Genomic DNA, 18,068 nt, shown 5'->3' on the forward strand with positions numbered 1-18,068 from the left:
CCATAGCGAAAGGAGGCACATCATGAACAAGCACATCCTCGAGCCCGCCGCCTGGGAGCCGGCGCAGGTCACGTCGAAGCCGCCGTTCCTGTACGAGCTCGGCCTCGAGGGCGCCCGCAAGGTCCTCGACGACCTGCAGGCCGCCCCGATCGCCAAGCCGGACGTAGACGAAAAGTGGATCATCGTCCCTGCCGAGGCCGGCAACGTGCGGGTGCGGATCGTCAAGCCGGTCGGCTAGAGACGGGCACGCTCCCCGTCGTCCTGTACGTGCACGGCGGCGGCTGGGTCATCGGCAACGCGGGCACCCACGACCGGCTCGTGCGCGAGCTCGCCGTCGGCGTGGGCTCGGCCGTCGTCTTCATCGAGTACGACCGCTCACCCTCATCGGGCTGCACCGCGTTGGCGGTGTCAACGGGCTGATCGACAGGGTGCGGACGGCTGTCGGCGGCGGCGCCGAGCAGCTCAACTTCTGGGTGGGCAACGAGCCGGCCGGATTCAGCAGCTCGGCGCTGTCAGTCGTCGGCATCGTGTTCGGCCTGGGCTTCGTGCTCTCCTTCGGCTACTGGACCACGAACTTCGTCGAGGTGCAGCGGGCGATGGCCACCCGTTCGATGACTGCCAACGAGCTCGGCGCGATCTCCCCGCCCGGGCAAGGAGCGGCGTTCGTCGCCGCCGGGACGGCCTTCGTGGTCGACATCGCCGTCAGCGTCCTCACTACGGCCAAACCGGTGAGCGAGCTGCGCGGCCTCGTCTTCTCAGGGACGCCGAAACAGCTGCGCACCGATCCGGCGGCGACGCGGCTGCTCTTGCGGGCGCACATCGACCGGTATGGCGCGGCTGGCGACGGGCCGCTGTTCCGTTGACCTCTCTGGTCGAACCGGTCTCCGTCGATCACCTCGACGTTCGGCTACGACGCGAGTGGGGCGCGCACCCGCACCACCGACGGCCGCGGCAATGCCACCTGGACCATCTACAACGGTCTCGGCCTGGTCGAGTCTGTCATCGAGCCAGCCACCACCGCTCCTCCGAACGCCGCGGATCGGACCTGGACCAGCGTCTACGACGCCACCGGCAACCTCATCCAGCGCGTCGACCCCGTGGGGACGGCGACCTACGCCTGGGATGCCGCCGACCGGCTCGAAACCGCGAGCGACCCGGTGACCGGGCGCACCTGGACCTACGGTTACGACAACGCCAACCGGCTCAAGACCAAGACCTCCGCGAGCCCGGTGGGCACCCAGACCTAGTACTCCAGTGACACTTTGAGATCATGGTTGGGATCTGCGTTGGTAGTGAGATCGCCGGGCCTGGGCTTGATGACGGCGTCGCCATTGTGACCAGCGCAGGATCTCGCTGATCCGCCGGGTCGGGTGAAGGACGAGTACGGCGAGTAAGCGGCCGATCTCGGGCATGGTCAGAGGGATCTGCCCGTCGCCCTGCGTTCATACCGCCACCGGCGCCTTGATGGCCGGGTGATGCCGGTAGTCGAGCATTTTCACATCGGAGTAGGTGTAGTCGAAAAGCGAGCCGGCTTGACGTAGACGCAGTCTGGGGAACTCGAAAGGGGTGCGCGAGAGCTGCTCGGTCACCTGCTCGACGTGGTTGTCGTAGATGTGGCAGTCACCGCCGTTCCAGATGAGGTCGCCTGGCTCAAGGCCGACCTGCTGCGCCACCATGTGCGTGAGCAGGGCGTAACCGGCGATGTTGAACGGGACGCCGAGGAACAGGTCCGCGCTGCGCTGGTACAGCTGGCAGGAGAGCCTGCCGCCGGCGACGTGGAACTGGAAGAGGGCATGACATGGCGCGAGTGCCATTTTGGTCAGCTCGGCGACGTTCCAGGCTGAGACGATCATCCGGCGGGAGTCCGGGTCGCGGCGCAGAGCGTCGAGAACGTCGCTGATCTGGTCGATGTGCCCGCCGTCCGGGGCGGGCCAGGAGCGCCACTGTGTGCCGTAGACCGGGCCGAGTTCGCCATCCGCGTCGGCCCATTCGTCCCAGATGGTGACGCCGTGCTCGTGCAGCCAGCCGATGTTCGAGTCGCCACGCAGGAACCACAGCAGTTCGTACACGATGGGCCTGATGAGCACTTTCTTGGTGGTGATCAGCGGGTATCCCCGCGAGAGGTCGTAACGCAGTTGGTGCCCGAAGACACTTCGGGTGCCGGTGCCCGTCCGGTCGGCTTTGGCCGTCCCGGTGGTGAGCACCAGCCGCAGCAGGTTTTCGTACTGGGTGTCCACCACGGTCGTCGATCCTTCCAGCTCAAGGGCGCTTTTCTGGGCGAAGGGCCGGGACGGCTCAAATCGCTTGAAAGCCATAGGCCAGGGATTCCGGTTCGGCCTCGTCCGCTTCCAACCAGGTCCTGATCCCGGCCAGTGCGCCGGGGCCGAGGTCGGAGCCGACGTCGCGGGCCAGATCGGTCACGGAGATGGAGCGAAGGGTCTCCCGCCAGGCCGTCTCGGCGCCGGCCATGGCGCGGGAGATGGGACAGGGCGTGGTGCAGGCCTGTGGCGCGGCGGCCAGCGGGCCGCGCCGGCGGATCTCGGTGCAGACGAAGGGCGGGCCTGGCCCGTCGACGGCCTCGATGATGTCGAGCACCGTGATCAGCTCGGGGGAGCGGGTGAGGAGGTAGCCGCCCGCCTTGCCCTGGACCGAGTGGACGAGTCCGGCACGTGAGAGGGCTTGAAGTTGCTTGGCGAGGTAACTGGGGGAGACGTCGTGCAATCGCGCCAGCCGCGCGGCCGGCACCGGTTCTCGCACCGTGGTCAGGACGACACAGCAGTGCAGCGCCCACTCGACCCCACTGGACATCTTCACGTGTTCACTCCACTGCACCCCCTGCTGGTCCAGGTGTCCCAGTGATATGGCGGAACCCCTGGTCGAGGCAGGACGGGGATTTCCCCTTTTCGCCCCGGGGCGAGAGACCCCGGTCCGGCGTGCACCTGCCAACGGCCTTGACGTCCTGCGCACTCGATGCCAGGGCTGTGGGCGAGTCGGTCGGGGCGCCGCACAGGTGGCCGGGCACAGGGTTGGCCGTTCCCGGCTGCCGGTATGGACGCGAAAGCCGGCTCGGCAGTGCCCGCCGTGATCGCCGAAACCAGCACATCGGCCGCAGCGACGCTTGGGCCAACCTTCTTGCTGTTCTTCAGGGACATCAAACCGCTGCTCCCGTTCCAGTTGACGTGACGAGGCGGATCGATGCCCGGTGGTGGACGAGCCTCTCCGCGCTCTTACCCAACACGACGAGACAGGACATCCCCGTGTGATGGTGCCGGATGAATGTCCACGATCCGAGACGGGTCGGACTACCCGCGGTGTGGGGATCGTCACAGCTCGCGTTACCCGTCGGCGGCGTGAGGTCCCGGGGCATGCGAATGACCAAGGGTGTCGGGTGGGCCGTTCACACGCTCCTCAACCTCGACACGGTCGGCGGGGCCCCCGTGGGCAACGGCCGGCCGGCCGAGAATCGGACGCGTCATCCGGTCCGCCTTCGAATGATCTCCCGGCGGCATCGGGGCGCGTTCACGGACGAGGGTGAAGGACGGCTCGGGTTCGAGGAGTCGTCGGCAGCGCCCCCGACCAGATCATCACAAAGCACCGCCCTGTGTCGTCGTACTGGGTGAAGAGCGCGAAAGGGGGCGATGGAGTGCGGGGTCAAGCTCTCCGACGGGGTGGAGGTCAGGGTCCGCCCGCTCACCTCGATTGACCGCGAGGCCGTACGCGACCTGCGACGATCCAGGGCGCTGTTCAATTCTCACGTGTGACGAACAGCACTTACACAGAGCGATTCACTTCGTCGGGATTCCTTACTGTCGTCAATGGCCGACCTCTTCGCCGATTACCAGCGATCAAGGAGAAATGCTTCCCGCCCCCGCATCGCTTGAAATCAAGTCCAATAAAACGATCTATTGAGGTTTCGATGCATCCGATCGCCGAAGAGCCCATGGCCGATGTTCGCGATATGTACATGGCACACACCGCGATGCGCCGCGAGTTCAAGCTGCTCCCCAGGCTCGTCTCCGACGTCGAGCCGGGCGACGTCCGGCGCGCCGGGGTCGTCGGAGCCCACGCCGAGCTGGTGTGCCGCGTCCTGCACCTGCACCATGAGGGCGAGGACCAGGTGTTGTGGCCGAAGCTCCTCGAGCGCGGCGGCGAGGAGACCGCGGCCATCGTGCCGGTGATGGAGGAGCAGCACCACGCCATCGAGAAGGCCCACGCGCAGGTGACAGGGCTCCTTCCGGGCTGGCGTTCCACCGGGCGGGGCGGTGCCGAACTCGCGGAGGTCTTCGACGGGCTGCTGACCGTGATCCTGGAGCACATGAGGATGGAGGAGAAGGAGATCCTGCCGCTGGCCGAGAAGTACATCACCGCCGCGGAGTGGAACCAGCTCGGCGAGCACGGGGTGGCCAAGACCCCGAAGAAGGAACTGCCGCTCGTGTTCGGCATGGTGATGTACGAGGGCGATCCCGGGGTGGTCAGGAGGGTGCTCATGGAGGTCCCGGGGCCGCTCCGCCTGCTCATGCCGGTCATCGCGCGCCGCCTCTACACCGGCCATGCCAAGCGCGTCCACGGGACCGCCACGCCGCCCCGCATCGGCACCTGACGCCGCGGGCAGGCCGGCAGCCGGGTGAAGGGCTGCCCGGGTCCGGCCGGGCACAAGGGCGAGGGAATGTGATTCAAGGGGCATCGAGTAGCGATGTCCGGGTGCGGGAGTTTCCGGTGAGCCGGTGAGACAGGCACCGGGCGTACTCCTCCTGGATTCGGCTGTGGGGTGCCTTTTCGGTGCCCGCGCGGGGGCCAGCGCGGGCACGTCCAGCCCTTATGACGCCGGTCCGGCGGCAGTGACGCTTATCACCGTCGTCGGCGCGCCCTCGCTGTCACAACCGTCGGCTCTGTTTCGTCGTGTGAGTAAGGCAAAGTTAGGGGCACGAATGCTTTCCTCGACGGCCAAGCGCCGCTCATTTCAATTCTCGCACTGGTCATTCATGTTCGCGGAGATCGCCGTCTGGTCATTCGTCGTTCTGATGGTGACCGGGGCGGTGCTGATGGTGTTCTACGACCCCGGCATGTCCAAGGTGACCTACGACGGCCCCTACGGCCCGCTGCGTGGACTCCTGGTCAGCAAGGCGTTCGACTCGACCATGCATCTGAGCCTGGAGCTGCGCGGCGGCCTGCTCATCCGCCAGATGCACCATTGGGCGGCGCTCGTCTTCGTGGCGGCCGTCGTGTCGCAACTGCTGCGCATGTTCCTCACCGGCGCGTTCCGCCGCCCGCGCACCGGGCAGTGGCTGATCTGGGTGACGCTGCTGGCACTGGGCATGGCCGCGGGCGAGACCGGCAACGTCCTGCCCGACGACATACTGTCGGGTGGCAGCCTGTGGCTGATCATGTCGGTCGCGCAATCCGTCCCCGTGGTCGGCACCTGGGCGCTGTCGCTGCTGTTCGGCCCGGACTTCCCCGGTGACAGGGTCGTTCCGGTCATGTACGGGGGGCACCTGCTGGTCGCGGTCGTCGTGGCCGCACTGCTGATCGCCCGTGAACTGCTGGTGCGGCGGCACGGCCACTCCCGGTTCGTCGCCTCGCTGCCGGCGCGGCGGAGTGCGCGCCCGACGATGGCGCTCGCGACGGTCGGCATGCTGGTCATCCTCGGGCTCGGGGTCCAGATCGCCCCCATATGGCTGTACGGTCCCGCCAAGCCGACGCAGATCTCGGCGGGCTCGGTTCCCGGCTGGTACATGGGGTTCCTCGACGGCGCCCTCCGGATCATGCCCGGGTGGGAACTCACCATCGGCGACCATACGCTCAGCCTCGCGGTCCTCATCCCCGCACTGGTGATACCCGGGGTCTTCTTCACCGCCCTGGCCGCCTACCCGGCGGCCGAGCGCTTCCTCGTCTCACGGCGCGGCCACCGCGACGCACTGGGCCGGCCCAGGAAAGCGGGCCGCACGGTCCGCGAGACGCTCGCGCACGACCTGCTCGATCGGCCGCGCGGGGCGCCGGTGAGGACGGCCGTCGCGGTCGCCGGCGTCACGTTCTACGGCCTGCTGTGGGCGGCCGCGGCCAACGACCAGATCGCCCTCTGGTTCCACCTCACCGTCGAGGCTGTGACGATCTTCTTCAGGTTCGCCGTGGTCACCGGCCCCGTCGTCGCCTTCATCGTCACCCGGTGGATCTGCCTCGCGCTCCAGCAGGCGGATCGCCACGTGGCCGAGCACGGGGTGGAGACCGGGATCATCACCCGATTCCCGGAGGGCGGGTACCACGAACGGCTGGCACCGGCGCGGCAGGAGCGCCGGGAGCCGACGATCACCTCGGGGAGATGACAGTGACACCGAACAGGCCGCAGGTGGTGATCGTCGGAGCCGGGGTCGCCGGATACCAGGCGGCGCTGACCCTGTCCCGCAAGGTGGGCGGCGACGTGGAGATCGTGCTGGTCAATCCGGCCGCCGTCACGCTGCCCCCGGAGTTGCTCCCGCAGCTGATGACGGGCGTCCTCGACCCGGGTCGGGTGAGCAGGCCGCTGGCCGCGACGCTGCCGCAGGTGCGAGTGGTGCTCGGCACGGTCACCCACATCGACACCCACGCCCGGCGCGTCCTTTACGAGCGCGGCGTGCTGGACTACGACCGGCTGATCATCTCGGCGGGAGGCGTGAGCGAGGTCGCCCACGCCTCCACGATCTCGGCGCACAGCGTCGGCTTCCACAACGTCGGCCAGGCCCTCCGACTGCGCGACCACATCCACCGGCAGCTCTCCCTGGCGGCCGCGAGCACCGATCCCTTCGAACGCGCGGCGTGCTGCACGTTCGTCGTGCTCGGCGCGGGATACGCGGGTACGGCGGCAGCCTCGGCCGGGCAGTCGCTGTCCCAGTCGATCGCCCGTCGCTGTTCGCGATTGCACCGGCAACCGATCCGCTGGATCCTGGCCGATCCCGCCGAGCGGCTGCTGCCCGACATGCGGCCCCGCCTGTCCAGGACCACGGCGCGGGTGCTGTGGTCGCGGGGCGTGGAGGTCCGGACGCGGACCTCGATCGGCCAGCTCACCTCCCGGGGACTGCGGCTCACCGACGGCGAGTTCGTTCCCACCCGCACGATCGTGTGGAGTTTCGGGGTGCGCCCCGATCCGCTCGTGGTCAACCTCGGACTGGCGGCCGAGCAGGGCAGGATCAGGGTGGACGAGCACCTCGCCGTACCCGGCGTTCCGAACGTCTACGCCTGCGGCGATGTGGCCGCCGTCCCCGACCCCACCAGGCGCGGCAGGATCGCCCCGATGAGCGGGCAGCATGCGCTGTGTCAAGGCAGGCTGGCAGGCGACAACGTCGCGGCCTCCCTCGGCTACGGCTCACGCCGGCCGTACCGGCACCGGATCCGCACGCCGGGGCAGCCGCTGTACGCTGCCTGAGGTCATCGGAGCACCGGGCCCCCGGCGCTTCGCGCGAAAGGCGGGGAAGCGTCGGCGGCCGTCCGGCGGAGAGCCACGGACTCAGCCGCGGACTCACGGCAGCGGGCCCTCTCCGGCGCGGCACCGGCGTGGTGCCACCATGCGGCTTGGCGCCGGTGGAGTCGGCGGCACGCTCCGGCCACGAGCCCGCGGGAAGGCACGGGTGTTTCAGCCGGTGCCCTGGCCTGTCCAGGCGTGCAGCTTGTCGGGGTTGACGACCATCCACACCCGGGTGAGCACCTCGGCGCGGGTTTCGGTCGCGATCACCACCACGGTGACGCCACCCCTGCGGATGACGGCGCCGGGCCGTCCGTTGACGTCCTCTTCGCTGAGTTCCATACCCGGTTGCTTGCGTAGCAGGCCGAGGAACAGACGGGCCGCCTTCTGGGCGCCGACGACCGGGCGCAGGGCGGCGTGCGCTTTGCCTCCGCCGTCGGAATGAACGACCACGCCGTGATCCAGCGTGGCGACCAGAGCGTCGATGTCCCCGCTCTCGCAGGCCTGCCTGAACGCGGAGATGACCTCGCGGTGCCGCTCGACGTCGTCCGCCGGGCGGGCCCGTTCCCCGGACAGTCTGCGTCGGGCGCTGACGGCGAGCTGGCGGCAGGCCGCCGGGCTGCGGCCGGCCACCTCGGCTATCTCGGTGAACGGCATACCGAAGACGTCGTGCAGCACGAACACGACACGTTCGGCGGGTGTGATCGTCTCCAGCACCGTCAGCATGCCCATGCTGACGGACTCCTGCAGCATCATCTGGTCGGCGGGGTCGTCCACCGGGCCGGCGGCGCTGGTCCAGGCGCCGTGGTCGCGCAGAGGCTCGGGTATCCACTCGCCCACGTAATGTTCGCGCCGCACTCTGGCCGAGGTCAGGTGATCCAGGCAAATCCGGCTCGTCACCTTGCTCAGCCACGCGATGGGCGACTTGATCTCGCGCCGCTCCTGCTCGGCCATCGTGTACCAGCGTGAATACGCCTCCTGCACGACGTCCTCGGCGTCGTGCGCGGAACCGAGCATCCGATAGGCGAGCCCCAACAGGGTCCGGCGCTCGGCGGGAGCCGTGTCGTCAAGGATCCACACCCTCCGCCGTACTGCGTCTGTCATGCCCCTATGACGATATTGCCGGCGCGAATGTGAGGAGCCGTACCCGCCCGCCGCCGTCCTCTCATCGGAGGGGGTCCCGTGGGCCGGCGCACACCGCCGCCCGATCGTCGTCGGCAGCGGGGGCGCGTCCCGGCAGTGGGGACGACGTGCCGGGGCCCGGCTCGCGAGGCGGCTTTGCGCCGCCCATCCCGGCCGAAGTAAACAAAACTTTACATTGTTATGCGGAAATCGGCTGACAAATGTCCAGGCTGCGTCGTCAGGATGACATGCGAGCCATCACGCCGTCATCGGCGATCACTGTCCCTGACTCCGCGCCCTACCTGGCCGGACCACGGCGAGCGCCCGGCCGCCCTCCGGCTCGGTGCGGCGTATGACGGTCGACATCGACTGCGCGGCGACGGCTCTTCAGCGGCTGGACGAGCAACCGGAGCACATGGTCATGATCTTGCGCAGCCGGCGGACGCGGCCGGACACGGCCCGGACCGCCTTCGTCGACGTCCCGGAGGTGTCGTGGAGCACCTTCGCGGCCCGTGCCGGTCACACGGCCGGTCACACGGCCGGTCACGGTGGTGCCGACGGCGGGGTGTCGTAACGGTGACGACTCCAGCGATCGCACTGCTCGACGCCCATGGCGCCGTGATCAGGTGGACGCGAGCCGCGGAAGACCTCCTCGGCCACCGTACCGGCGATGTTCTCCGCCGTCGCGGCGTGGACCTGCTCATGCCCGGGGATCGCGCGGCCCAGGTGTCCACCTGGGCTCGCGGGTACGCTCACCAGGACCACTGGTCGGGCCTCGTCGAAGCCCGGCACCGCGACGGCCGACCGCTCCTGCTGCGCCTCGACGCCTGGCGGCTGGACTTGCGGGACGGAGGAACCGCTTGGCTCCTGTCGGCGACGCCGGCGCACGCCGGCCAGCCGGAGGGCCAGGTGCTGGAGCCCTTCTTCGGACCGTCCCGTGCGGCCCTGTCGCTCTGGGACGATGACCTTCGATGCGTCGGGCGCAACGAGACGGCACGACGCCTGCGGGCGACCCTTGTCCCCGGCCGGGCCACCGGCTCGCTGGAGGAGGTCGTGCCGGCAGGCGCGTTGCGACAGGTGCTCTCCGACGGTAGCGCCCTGGTCGCCAAGGAGTTCTCCCGGCCCTCGGCGGACGAGCGCGAGGGCCGTACCTTCTCTGTCTCGATCTTTCGCCTCGACGGTGAGGACGGCCGATCGCCGGTCGTCTGCTCACTGGTTCACGACATCACCCACACCACGGCGCGCCGGCGGTTATCGCTGCTTCTCGAAGCGGGCGTCCGGATCGGCGCCACGCTCGACGTCAGCAAGACCGCGCAGGAACTGGCCGATCTGGCCGTGCCGGTGCTGGCCGACTACGTCACGGTCGATCTCGCCGAGTCGGTCCTGCCGGACGACGAACCTCTGCGCCGGCTGGCCGCCTCGGACACGAGCATTCCCGTCTTCCGCCGCGCGGGCAAGGCGTCGAGCCACCCCGGACGCCGGGAATCGTTGTGGGAGCTCGGGGACGCCGTGTTCGTGCCTCCCCTGTCTCCCTTCGTGAAGGTCATGTCCTCACGCGCGTCGTACTTCGAACCCGCGCTGGACGCCTCGCCAGGCACCTGGCTCGACGCGGACCCGGACCGAGCCGAGATCATTCACAGCACCGGGGTACACAGTCTGATCATCGTTCCGCTTCTGGCTCGCGGTGACATCCTGGGCATCGTGGTGTTCGTCCGCACCGACGATTCCGAGCCGTTCGGCATGGACGACCTCATGCTGGCCGAGGGGCTGGCCGCCCGCGCCGCGCTGAGCATCGACAACGCCCGCCGCTACACCCGTGAGCACACCGCCGCCCTGGCCCTGCAACGCCATCTGCTGCCACGTGCCCTGTGCGGCGGCGGCACGCTCGAGGTGGCCGCGAGTTACCGGCCCTCCGACATCCACGCGGGCGTCGGAGGAGACTGGTACGACGTGATTCCCCTGCCCAACGGTCACCTCGCCCTGGTCATCGGCGACGTGACCGGCCACGGCCTCTCCGCCGCCGCCATGATGGGACGCCTGCGCACCGTCGTACGCACCCTCGCCCACCTGGGGCTTCCGCCGGACGAGGTGCTCACCCACCTCGACCATGTGATCGCGCACATGATCGAGGAGGAGAGCGCGGCCGATGGCAGCGGGCCCGACGTCATGGCCGCCACCTGCCTGTACGCGGTCTACGACCCGGCCAGCCGGCACTGCACCATGGCCAGCGCCGGTCACCCGCCCCCCGCCATCGTCGACCCGGCCGGTGAGGTCACCTTCCCCCGTCTGCCGACCGGCACCCCGATCGGCCTCGGCCTGTGCTCCTACCGATCCCGCGACCTGTATCTCGCCGAGGGCAGCTTGATCGTTCTCTATACCGACGGCCTGATCGAGAGCCGCACGGACGACCTTGAGGCGGGAATGGGACGCTTGGGCGACATCCTGGCCCGGACGACCCGCCTGGCGCCGGATCTGTGCACGGCGGTGCTCGACGCCCTGACGGGCGAGTCCTTCGAGGACGACGTCGCCGTCCTCATCGCCCGCACCCTTGGCTGAGCGGGAGGTCGGGTATCGGACATCACGCTAAGAGTCCGGGAAGGAGAGGCGGGGAAGGGACGCGCGTCACGCACGCTCCGAGGGGCCCGGAGCAGCGGCGCACCGGGCCCCTCGGAGCGGGGAAGCCGGGCCGGTCATCTCCGGCCGGCCTCCTCGACGGACTTGAGCACGGCGTCGGCGATCGAACGCGGGTCGACACCGAAGTGCTCGCGTACGGACTCCCGGGTGCCGGAGAGGCCGAACCCGTCGGTGCCGAGGGAGGTCCACGGCCGGTCGATCCACGGGCTGATCTGATCCGGTACGGCGCGCATCCAGTCGCTGACCGCGATCACCGGGCCCTCGGTCCCGGCCAGGGCCTGCCGGAGGTAGGGCACCGCGGTGGAGGTCATCGCGTCGCGGCGCAGCTCGCTCCACGAGGTGACCGACCAGACGTCGACGCCCACGCCGTACTCCTCCCGGAGCAGCCGCTGCGCGGCCAGCGCCCAGTGGATCGCGGTGCCGCTGGCGAGCAGATGGGCCTGGCCACCGCCGCTGGAGTACCGGTAGATGCCCTTGAGGATGCCCTCGCGCACGCCCTCGGGCATCGCGGGCTGGGGGAGCGGCTCGTTGTAGAGGGTGAGGTAGTAGAAGACGTCCTCGCCGTCGGGCCCGTACATGCGCCGAAGCCCTTCGCGCACGATCTCCGCGACCTCGTAGCCGAAGGCGGGGTCGTAGGCGAGACACGCGGGGTTGGTCGAGGCGATCAGCTGGGAGTGCCCGTCGCCGTGCTGCAGCCCCTCGCCGGTCATCGTGGTCCGTCCCGCGGTGGCGCCGATCAGGAATCCGCGGCCGAGCTGGTCGGCCAGCGCCCACATCTGGTCGCCGGTCCGCTGCCAGCCGAACATCGAGTAGAAGATGTAGAACGGGATCATGGCCTCGCCGTGGGTGGCGTAGCTGGAGGCGGCGGCCGTGAACGACGCCATCGATCCCGCCTCGGTGATGCCCTCGATCAGGAGCTGTCCGTCGACCGCCTCCTGGTAGGACAGCAGCAGGTCCCGGTCGACCGACTCGTAACGCTGGCCCAGCGGCGAGTAGATCTTGGCGGTGGGGAACAGCGACTCCATGCCGAAGGTCCTGGCCTCGTCGGGCACGATGGGCACCCAGCGGCGCCCGGTCTCCGGCTCCTTCATGAGGTTCTTGACCAGGCGGACGAAAGCCATCGTGGTGGCCATCGGCTGCTTGGACCCCTTCTCCAGGGCCCGGAACGGCCCCTCGGCCGGCGCCGGCAGTGGCCGGTGGGAGACGGTTCGGCGAGGGATGGGCCCGCCCAGTGCCCGGCGGCGCTCGGCCACGTAGCGGACCTCGGGCGAGTCGGCCCCGGGGTGCAGGTACGGCGGCAGGTCCGTGTCGAGCGCCTCGTCCGGCACCGGCAGCCCGAGCCGGTCGCGCAGCGCCCGGAACTCCTCCTGGGTGAGTTTCTTCATCTGGTGGTTGGCGTTGCGCGCCTCCACGCCGGCTCCGAGCGTCCACCCCTTGACGGTCTGCACGAGGATCACCGTAGGCGCGCCCCGGTGGTCGAGGGCCCGGCGGTAGGCGGCGTGCACCTTACGCGGCTCGTGGCCGGCCCGCGAGCCGCCGACGATGCGCCGCAGGTCCTCGTCGGAGTACGGCACGTCCAGCCCGTGGAACAGCTGCCGCCTGATGTAGTCCCCGGTCGAGGTGGTGAAGGTCTGGAACTGCCCGTCCGGCATCTCGCCCAGCCGGGACAGCAGCTCGTCCGAACCGAGCAGCCCGTCCCATTCGGCGCCCCACAGCGCCTTGACGACGTGCCAGCCCGCGCCCCTGAAGACGCCTTCGAGCTCCTGCACGATGCGGGTGTTGCCGCGCACCGGCCCGTCGAGCCGCTGCAGGTTGCAGTTGATCACGAAGGTCAGGTTGTCCAGCCCTTCGCGGGCGGCCAGGGTGAGGGCCGCCGTGGACTCGGGCTCGTCCATCTCGCCGTCGCCGAGGAAGGCCCATACGTGGCTGAGCGAGGTGTCCTTGATGCCGCGGTTGTGAAGGTAGCGGTTGAACCTGGCCTGGTAGATCGCGTTGAGCGGCCCGAGGCCCATGGACACCGTGGGGAACTGCCAGAACTCGCGCATGCTCCGCGGGTGCGGGTACGACGGCAACCCGCCCTCGGGCTCGCGCCGGAACAGGTCGAGCTGCCCCTCGGTCAGCCGTCCTTCCAGGAACGCGCGGGCGTAGATGCCCGGGGACGCGTGGCCCTGGAAGTACACCTGGTCGCGGCCGCCGTGGAAGAAATGGTTGAATCCGACCTCGTACAGCCAGGCGGCCGAGGCGTAGGTGGCCAGATGGCCGCCGAGCCCGAGCCGGCTGCCCCTGGTGATCATCGCCGCCGCGTTCCACCGGTCGTAGGCCGCGATCCGCTCCTCTAGTTCGAGGTCACCGGGGTAGCCGGGCTCCTCGGACGTCGGCACGGTGTTGATGTACCGGCTGCTCGTGGCCAGCCGCTTCAGCAGGTACTCGGCCCGTTCGGGGCCTGCCGCCCGGCGGACCGCCTCCAGCGACTCCAGCCATTCCGCGGTTTCCTGCGGGTCGACGTCCTTCTCCATACCACCATTAAACATCCTATGATCGGTCATTTGATGTTTTCGTCTCCAAGTGGACCAGTGAAACCTGTCACACGACTCCCGCTTCGTGATCAGATCCGGCGGGCCGTGCTCGACGGCCTGATCAGCGGCCGGTTGGGGCCCGGTGACCGCGTGGTGGAACGGCGCACGGCGGCGGAGCTCGGCGTCAGCCGGGCTCCGGCACGCATCGCGGCCGTAACCCGTGGTGAGGTGCCGACTTCATCGAAACCAAGCGGTGTGGCGGTACGGCCTGAGCCGCTTGCCCCGTACGCAACCAGGTTGCGCCCCAGCAACCGAGCCTGCCGTACCACGCGCCGGGCGCCGGGCACGACGAACTCTCCCGGCCGGGTCAGGTCCGGCACGACGGCGCCCTCACCGGCCGCGAACGCGTCGGCGACGCCCGCCACCGTCAGGTACTCGGTGGTGACGAGCCGGCCGCCGTGGTCCACCGGCAACCCGCCCTCGGCCATGTGCGAGCTCGGCGGCTCACCCGCGGCCCAGACCAGGGTGCCCGCGTTGAGTTTCGTCCCGTCCGAGAGCACCGCCACCCCGTCGGCCGCCGATGTCAGCCGGGTGCCGAGCCGCACGTCCGCGGTGCGGCGGGCGAGGATCTCCCGCGGTCCGGGCAGGAGGTCGGCACCGGCCTCGACCAGGGTCCAGCTCAGGTCGGTGAGATCGATCGTCTTGTGGTCGGTCAGGGCCTCCTCGGCCAGTACCTGCATCTCGGCCAGTGCCCTGACGCCGGAGAACCCGCCCCCGACCACCACGAACGTCAGCGCCCTGCGCCTCACCTGTTCATCGTCGGTGCAGGCGGCCGAGATCTGGGTCAGCACGTGGTTGCGCAGGTGTACGGTCTCGAAGCCGTCCTTACAGCCGATCGTGTGTTCCGCCAGACCCAGGATGGGCGGCCCTCCGGTGCTCAGGCCGGTCGTGACGACGAGGATGTCGTACAAGATCACCCTGGGCGGTCCCTGGGCCGGCCGGAATTCGGCGGCGCGGGCCTCGTGGGCTGTCGGCGTGACCTGCCCGGTCAGCACCCGCACCTCCTGGGGCACCTCTCCGGGCGAGGCGGCCACGAAGCGCGGCCCGGCCGTGCCGCCGGCCACGTCGGCAAGGGGCGATCGGTCGTTCACGGAGCCACGCGGGTTCACCAGCGTGACGCTCACTTCGCCGGAACGGATGAGCTTACGCAGCCTCATGGCACTGTGCGTGCCGACACACCCGCCACCCACGATCAGAATGTGCTTTGCCGCCGCCTGTCTCCTTTCAGGCTCTCCACCTAATGACGGGACGGCATGGCCGTGTGTGAGGACATGCGAGAGCCTTCGTCCTCACACACGGCCGGCGAGGGAAACAGGCGGGACCGGCACGACCGGTTTCCTCGTGAGAACATGAGCCCTGGACGACGTCGCCCAAGGCTCACGTCATCATGTCCGCGTTGTGCCCGCCGGAGGGTCCTCATGCTCTCGAAACGCGCCGAGTTTGTCGGGGTTCATCACGATCCACACGTCCGAGATGAGGCCCCCGCAGAGGTGCAGGACAACGACCGCAGCCGTGGTGCCGGCCACGCGGACGATGAGCCCCGGCCCGCCGTTGACCGACGTCTCCACGAGGGTCACATCGGCCTGCCCGCCGAACAGGTCGAGGATGTAGCGCGTGGCCTGCTCGGTGCCGCTGACCGGCTGCAGCGGGACACGTACCCGGCCGCCGCCATCGGTGATCACGATGACGTCAGGGGCGAGCAGGGCGGTCAAGCCGGAGACCTCGTCCATCCCCTCGCAAACGTCTTTGAACACCTGGACGATGTGGTCATGCCGGTGCTCGGGCGCCCAGGGGCCCGCCGGCCGGCCGCCGGCCGCGCCTTCCCCGGAACGCGGGCGCTCGGTCGCGTGCGGCGAACTCGGACGTGCCCTGTTCAGCCGGTCGCAGCACAGGCGGCTCGTGACGCTGACGAGCCAGGCAGTCGGCCAGCCGACCTCCTCCTGCATGTCCTCCGGCATCGCGTACCAGCGGGCATAGGTCTCCCGCACCACGTCCTCGGCCTCGCGCGCCGAACCGAGCAGACGCTCGGCGACCTCGCCCAGCAGCCGCCGCTCACCCACGATCGCGCTGATCCCCGCGTCGGCACAGCGCGCAGGCCGGTGCGGCTCAAACATGACGCACACGACGACAACGAACGGGCCCGGCCCAGAGGCGGGCGCCGGCGCGGCGGCGTTCCCGGACCGGCGTCCGGCGAACGTGCCGGGCGTCGATCTCGTCGCGCCGGGCGCCAGGCCGGGCGTCGAGTACGGTGCCGCGGGGCACGCCGTCGGCCGCCCGGGTCGTTCCGGAGGCGCGGTCCGGCACTACGTCCGCGTGGCCGCCGCGCGAGAGGCGGACTTTCCACAGTTGCGTGAGGCTCATACCCTAACGACGACGCAGGGGGCCTCCGAGTAAGGTGCGTGCGGGAGCCGGCCGGCGATGTCGCGTTTGGCGTGGACGAACCTCCGCGTCCGCCGTCAATGGAGCCCCCGAGTTCGACGCCCGACCACCACGCCGAGCATTGAGACCGGACGGACATCCACGGAACGCTCTGCAAGGTGCGGGCCGCGGCGCGGCGCCGGCTCACCGACGATCGGCTCGATCACCGTTTCAAGCACACGGGCGGACCGGACGCCAACGGCTCAAGCAGGAGAGCCGGCGAGATCTTCCGGCAGTACCTCGAAAATCATCACACAACGCCGTGCTGTCCCGTCGTACTGAGCGAGGAGCCGAGAGGAGTCAGGGAGAGGGGACCCGCACGTCCTGATCATCGCTGGGCGCGAGCTCATTCGTTCCGCTGAGGTGGCACCGATGTTCACGGCTGTCCGGCGACAGCCTGATGTCCCGATCAATCGGAATTGTTGATTTGTCTGAAGTCGGATTGGCACGTCTTTTTGTCCGGTGTCGGCGGCGGTGCGATCACGGAAGTGGACGGCCGATCCGGAAAGGCCTCGGCGACGGTCGAGCTCACATTGCGTGAGACCTGTCACGCCGGCCTCATCCTTTTCCGCCCCAACGGCGACGGTTGTTCATAACGACTCCAGATTCGCCAACAGCGACTGGACGAACGCAGGAGATGATCCCATGCAAGCCAAGACGCTCCGGGCCGCCGCGCTCGGCGTGGCCGTGGCCGCGACCCTCTCCGGGGGGATCGCGCTTCCGGCCCATGCCGGCGGTGAGAACGCCACGACCACGGTGCGGGCGGCGGGCGGCTCCGAAGGCCCGGGGAGCCTGGTGTCGGCCAAGGCCATCGCCAACCTTGACCCGGTGCTCGCCTCGGTGACCAAGCGGGCGGATCGGATCACCTATCGATCCCGGTCGCTGAACGGTGAGGACATCGTGGTCAGTGGAGTGCTCCTCACCCCGAAGGGCAGGGCTCCCAAGGGAGGCCGGCCGGTGGTGTCATGGGCACACGGGTCCAGCGGCATCAGCGATCGGTGCGCCCCGTCCAGCACGCCGAACAAGGACGGCAAGGTCGATCTGTACGGTTACAGCGCTCTGGTCGCGGAGCTGCTGAAGGCCGGTTACGCGGTGACCGCGACCGACTACGAGGGTCTGGGCACCGCCGGTGAGCATCCCTACATCGTGGCCGACAGTGAGGGCCGTGGCGTGATCGACGCCGTTCGCGCGGCGGTGCAGGCCGATTCGACGTTGTCGACCTCGTGGTTCGCCGTCGGGCACTCCCAGGGCGGGCAGGCCGCCATCGCCGCCGGGGAACTCTCCAAGAGCTGGGGCAAAGGCCTCGACTTCCGAGGCACGGTCGGGCTGGCACCGGTGACCGATGTCGGGCAGGCCTACAACTACGGTTCGCCCGCTCCGGTGGACCGCGGCTTCTATCTGCTGGCTCTGCACGGTCTGAAGACGGTGCACCCCGGCCTGCGCTACGACCAGTTCCTCGGCGATCAGGCGATGGACATGCTGCCCAAGGTGGAAACGGACTGCACCGCGAAGATCTGGGAAGACTTCTCGGCCGACCTCGGCGACACGTTGAACGACTACCAGTTCACCCCGCAGACCCTTGAGGCGGCGCTGCGGCTGCAAGGCTGGCTGGACGCGCAGAGCGTGCCTCGCGGGAAGAGTCCGGCCCCGATGCTGCTGCTCCAGGGCGATCGGGACCCGTCCATCAAGATCGCGGTGACCAAGCAGGCGGTTCGCAACGCTCGCGCGGCCGGCACCGCGGCCGAGTTCCGCCTCTACCCGGGGGAGGACCACTACTCCGTACTGGCCCCCCGCGGTCAGGGCGGCGCGGCCACCGACGTCATCGATTGGCTCGACAGCCACAGGACCCGGTAGCGGCAGGCCATCTACATGTTGGAGAAGAAAGT

At 69.4% G+C, this 18,068-nt stretch carries 18 protein-coding genes and 1 pseudogene; 12 read left to right on the forward strand and 7 right to left on the reverse strand.

Annotation, left to right across the window (positions count from 1 at the left end; translation table 11 throughout):
- Positions 1–22 precede the first annotated feature (22 nt).
- The 4 genes from ACTOQ2_RS10420 (at position 23) to ACTOQ2_RS10435 (ending at position 1,247) form a co-directional block, all read left to right on the forward strand.
- On the forward strand, positions 23–238 hold the full coding sequence (locus ACTOQ2_RS10420; protein ID WP_440099443.1) for a hypothetical protein: 216 nt from the start codon (positions 23–25) through the stop codon (positions 236–238).
- Positions 239–267: 29 nt separating this feature from the next.
- On the forward strand, positions 268–420 hold the full coding sequence (locus ACTOQ2_RS10425) for an alpha/beta hydrolase fold domain-containing protein (RefSeq protein WP_440099444.1): 153 nt from the start codon (positions 268–270) through the stop codon (positions 418–420).
- A gap of 8 nt (positions 421–428) precedes the next feature.
- Positions 429–863 (forward strand): hypothetical protein, encoded by a 435-nt coding sequence (locus ACTOQ2_RS10430; protein ID WP_440099446.1) that lies wholly within the window; start codon positions 429–431, stop codon positions 861–863.
- A gap of 234 nt (positions 864–1,097) precedes the next feature.
- A complete protein-coding gene (locus tag ACTOQ2_RS10435) occupies positions 1,098–1,247 on the forward strand; it encodes an RHS repeat domain-containing protein (protein WP_440099447.1) in 150 nt (49 codons plus the stop codon).
- A 21-nt stretch (positions 1,248–1,268) separates the two neighbouring features.
- On the opposite strand, the pseudogene ACTOQ2_RS10440 reads toward ACTOQ2_RS10435, so the two are convergent.
- From ACTOQ2_RS10440 to ACTOQ2_RS10450, 3 genes and pseudogenes are all read right to left on the reverse strand, one after another.
- Positions 1,269–1,433, reverse strand: a pseudogene (locus tag ACTOQ2_RS10440) (IS701 family transposase); the annotation flags it as partial.
- 9 nt (positions 1,434–1,442) lie between these two features.
- Positions 1,443–2,240 (reverse strand): thymidylate synthase, encoded by a 798-nt coding sequence (locus tag ACTOQ2_RS10445; RefSeq protein WP_440099448.1) that lies wholly within the window; start codon positions 2,238–2,240, stop codon positions 1,443–1,445.
- 55 nt (positions 2,241–2,295) lie between these two features.
- Complete coding sequence (locus ACTOQ2_RS10450) at positions 2,296–2,808, reverse strand: RrF2 family transcriptional regulator (RefSeq protein WP_440099674.1); 513 nt, start codon at positions 2,806–2,808, stop codon at positions 2,296–2,298.
- Positions 2,809–3,048: 240 nt separating this feature from the next.
- Here ACTOQ2_RS10450 and ACTOQ2_RS10455 point away from each other — a divergent pair, with 240 nt between their 5' ends.
- From ACTOQ2_RS10455 to ACTOQ2_RS10475, 5 genes are all read left to right on the forward strand, one after another.
- On the forward strand, positions 3,049–3,183 hold the full coding sequence (locus ACTOQ2_RS10455) for a hypothetical protein (RefSeq protein WP_440099449.1): 135 nt from the start codon (positions 3,049–3,051) through the stop codon (positions 3,181–3,183).
- Between the two features lie 455 nt (positions 3,184–3,638).
- Positions 3,639–3,761: a hypothetical protein gene (locus ACTOQ2_RS10460; protein WP_440099450.1), complete on the forward strand. Its 123-nt coding sequence runs from the start codon at positions 3,639–3,641 to the stop codon at positions 3,759–3,761.
- Positions 3,762–3,958: 197 nt separating this feature from the next.
- Positions 3,959–4,600 (forward strand): hemerythrin domain-containing protein, encoded by a 642-nt coding sequence (locus ACTOQ2_RS10465; RefSeq protein ID WP_440099451.1) that lies wholly within the window; start codon positions 3,959–3,961, stop codon positions 4,598–4,600.
- A gap of 382 nt (positions 4,601–4,982) precedes the next feature.
- Positions 4,983–6,320: a cytochrome b gene (locus ACTOQ2_RS10470; RefSeq protein ID WP_440099452.1), complete on the forward strand. Its 1,338-nt coding sequence runs from the start codon at positions 4,983–4,985 to the stop codon at positions 6,318–6,320.
- Positions 6,317–7,396, forward strand: a complete 1,080-nt coding sequence (locus ACTOQ2_RS10475) for an NAD(P)/FAD-dependent oxidoreductase (RefSeq protein WP_440099453.1) — start codon at positions 6,317–6,319, stop codon at positions 7,394–7,396. Before ACTOQ2_RS10470 ends, ACTOQ2_RS10475 begins: the two co-directional genes overlap by 4 nt.
- Before the next feature lie 207 nt (positions 7,397–7,603).
- On the opposite strand, the gene sigJ is transcribed toward ACTOQ2_RS10475, so the two are convergent.
- Entirely contained in the window at positions 7,604–8,536 is a 933-nt protein-coding gene (gene sigJ / locus ACTOQ2_RS10480) for an RNA polymerase sigma factor SigJ (RefSeq protein WP_440099454.1), read from the reverse strand.
- 370 nt (positions 8,537–8,906) lie between these two features.
- Here sigJ and ACTOQ2_RS10485 point away from each other — a divergent pair, with 370 nt between their 5' ends.
- Positions 8,907–9,128: a hypothetical protein gene (locus ACTOQ2_RS10485; RefSeq protein WP_440099455.1), complete on the forward strand. Its 222-nt coding sequence runs from the start codon at positions 8,907–8,909 to the stop codon at positions 9,126–9,128.
- Between the two features lie 2 nt (positions 9,129–9,130).
- Positions 9,131–11,110, forward strand: a complete 1,980-nt coding sequence (locus ACTOQ2_RS10490; protein ID WP_440099456.1) for a SpoIIE family protein phosphatase — start codon at positions 9,131–9,133, stop codon at positions 11,108–11,110.
- 134 nt (positions 11,111–11,244) lie between these two features.
- On the opposite strand, the gene aceE is transcribed toward ACTOQ2_RS10490, so the two are convergent.
- From aceE to ACTOQ2_RS10505, 3 genes are all read right to left on the reverse strand, one after another.
- On the reverse strand, positions 11,245–13,704 hold the full coding sequence (gene aceE / locus ACTOQ2_RS10495) for a pyruvate dehydrogenase (acetyl-transferring), homodimeric type (protein WP_440099457.1): 2,460 nt from the start codon (positions 13,702–13,704) through the stop codon (positions 11,245–11,247).
- A gap of 89 nt (positions 13,705–13,793) precedes the next feature.
- Entirely contained in the window at positions 13,794–14,921 is a 1,128-nt protein-coding gene (locus ACTOQ2_RS10500; RefSeq protein ID WP_440099458.1) for an NAD(P)/FAD-dependent oxidoreductase, read from the reverse strand.
- Positions 14,922–15,149: 228 nt separating this feature from the next.
- Positions 15,150–15,878, reverse strand: a complete 729-nt coding sequence (locus ACTOQ2_RS10505) for a sigma factor (RefSeq protein WP_440099459.1) — start codon at positions 15,876–15,878, stop codon at positions 15,150–15,152.
- A 949-nt stretch (positions 15,879–16,827) separates the two neighbouring features.
- Between ACTOQ2_RS10505 and ACTOQ2_RS10510 the strand changes: the two genes are divergently transcribed.
- A complete protein-coding gene (locus ACTOQ2_RS10510) occupies positions 16,828–18,036 on the forward strand; it encodes an alpha/beta hydrolase family protein (protein ID WP_440099460.1) in 1,209 nt (402 codons plus the stop codon).
- Positions 18,037–18,068 lie beyond the last annotated feature (32 nt).

This window comes from Streptosporangium sp. H16 (genome assembly GCF_051918855.1).
GTDB lineage: Bacteria > Actinomycetota > Actinomycetes > Streptosporangiales > Streptosporangiaceae > Streptosporangium.

Coding starts and splice junctions, on each gene's coding strand:
- ACTOQ2_RS10470 (WP_440099452.1), top strand. CDS start 4,983: ATGTTCGCGGAGATCGCCGTCTGGTCATTCGTCGTTCTGATGGTGACC.
- ACTOQ2_RS10420 (WP_440099443.1), top strand. CDS start 23: ATGAACAAGCACATCCTCGAGCCCGCCGCCTGGGAGCCGGCGCAGGTC.
- ACTOQ2_RS10500 (WP_440099458.1), bottom strand. CDS start 14,921: ATGAGGCTGCGTAAGCTCATCCGTTCCGGCGAAGTGAGCGTCACGCTG.
- ACTOQ2_RS10485 (WP_440099455.1), top strand. CDS start 8,907: ATGACGGTCGACATCGACTGCGCGGCGACGGCTCTTCAGCGGCTGGAC.
- ACTOQ2_RS10465 (WP_440099451.1), top strand. CDS start 3,959: ATGTACATGGCACACACCGCGATGCGCCGCGAGTTCAAGCTGCTCCCC.
- ACTOQ2_RS10505 (WP_440099459.1), bottom strand. CDS start 15,878: ATGTTTGAGCCGCACCGGCCTGCGCGCTGTGCCGACGCGGGGATCAGC.
- ACTOQ2_RS10455 (WP_440099449.1), top strand. CDS start 3,049: ATGGACGCGAAAGCCGGCTCGGCAGTGCCCGCCGTGATCGCCGAAACC.
- sigJ (WP_440099454.1), bottom strand. CDS start 8,536: ATGACAGACGCAGTACGGCGGAGGGTGTGGATCCTTGACGACACGGCT.
- aceE (WP_440099457.1), bottom strand. CDS start 13,704: ATGGAGAAGGACGTCGACCCGCAGGAAACCGCGGAATGGCTGGAGTCG.
- ACTOQ2_RS10450 (WP_440099674.1), bottom strand. CDS start 2,808: ATGTCCAGTGGGGTCGAGTGGGCGCTGCACTGCTGTGTCGTCCTGACC.
- ACTOQ2_RS10460 (WP_440099450.1), top strand. CDS start 3,639: ATGGAGTGCGGGGTCAAGCTCTCCGACGGGGTGGAGGTCAGGGTCCGC.
- ACTOQ2_RS10475 (WP_440099453.1), top strand. CDS start 6,317: ATGACAGTGACACCGAACAGGCCGCAGGTGGTGATCGTCGGAGCCGGG.
- ACTOQ2_RS10510 (WP_440099460.1), top strand. CDS start 16,828: ATGCAAGCCAAGACGCTCCGGGCCGCCGCGCTCGGCGTGGCCGTGGCC.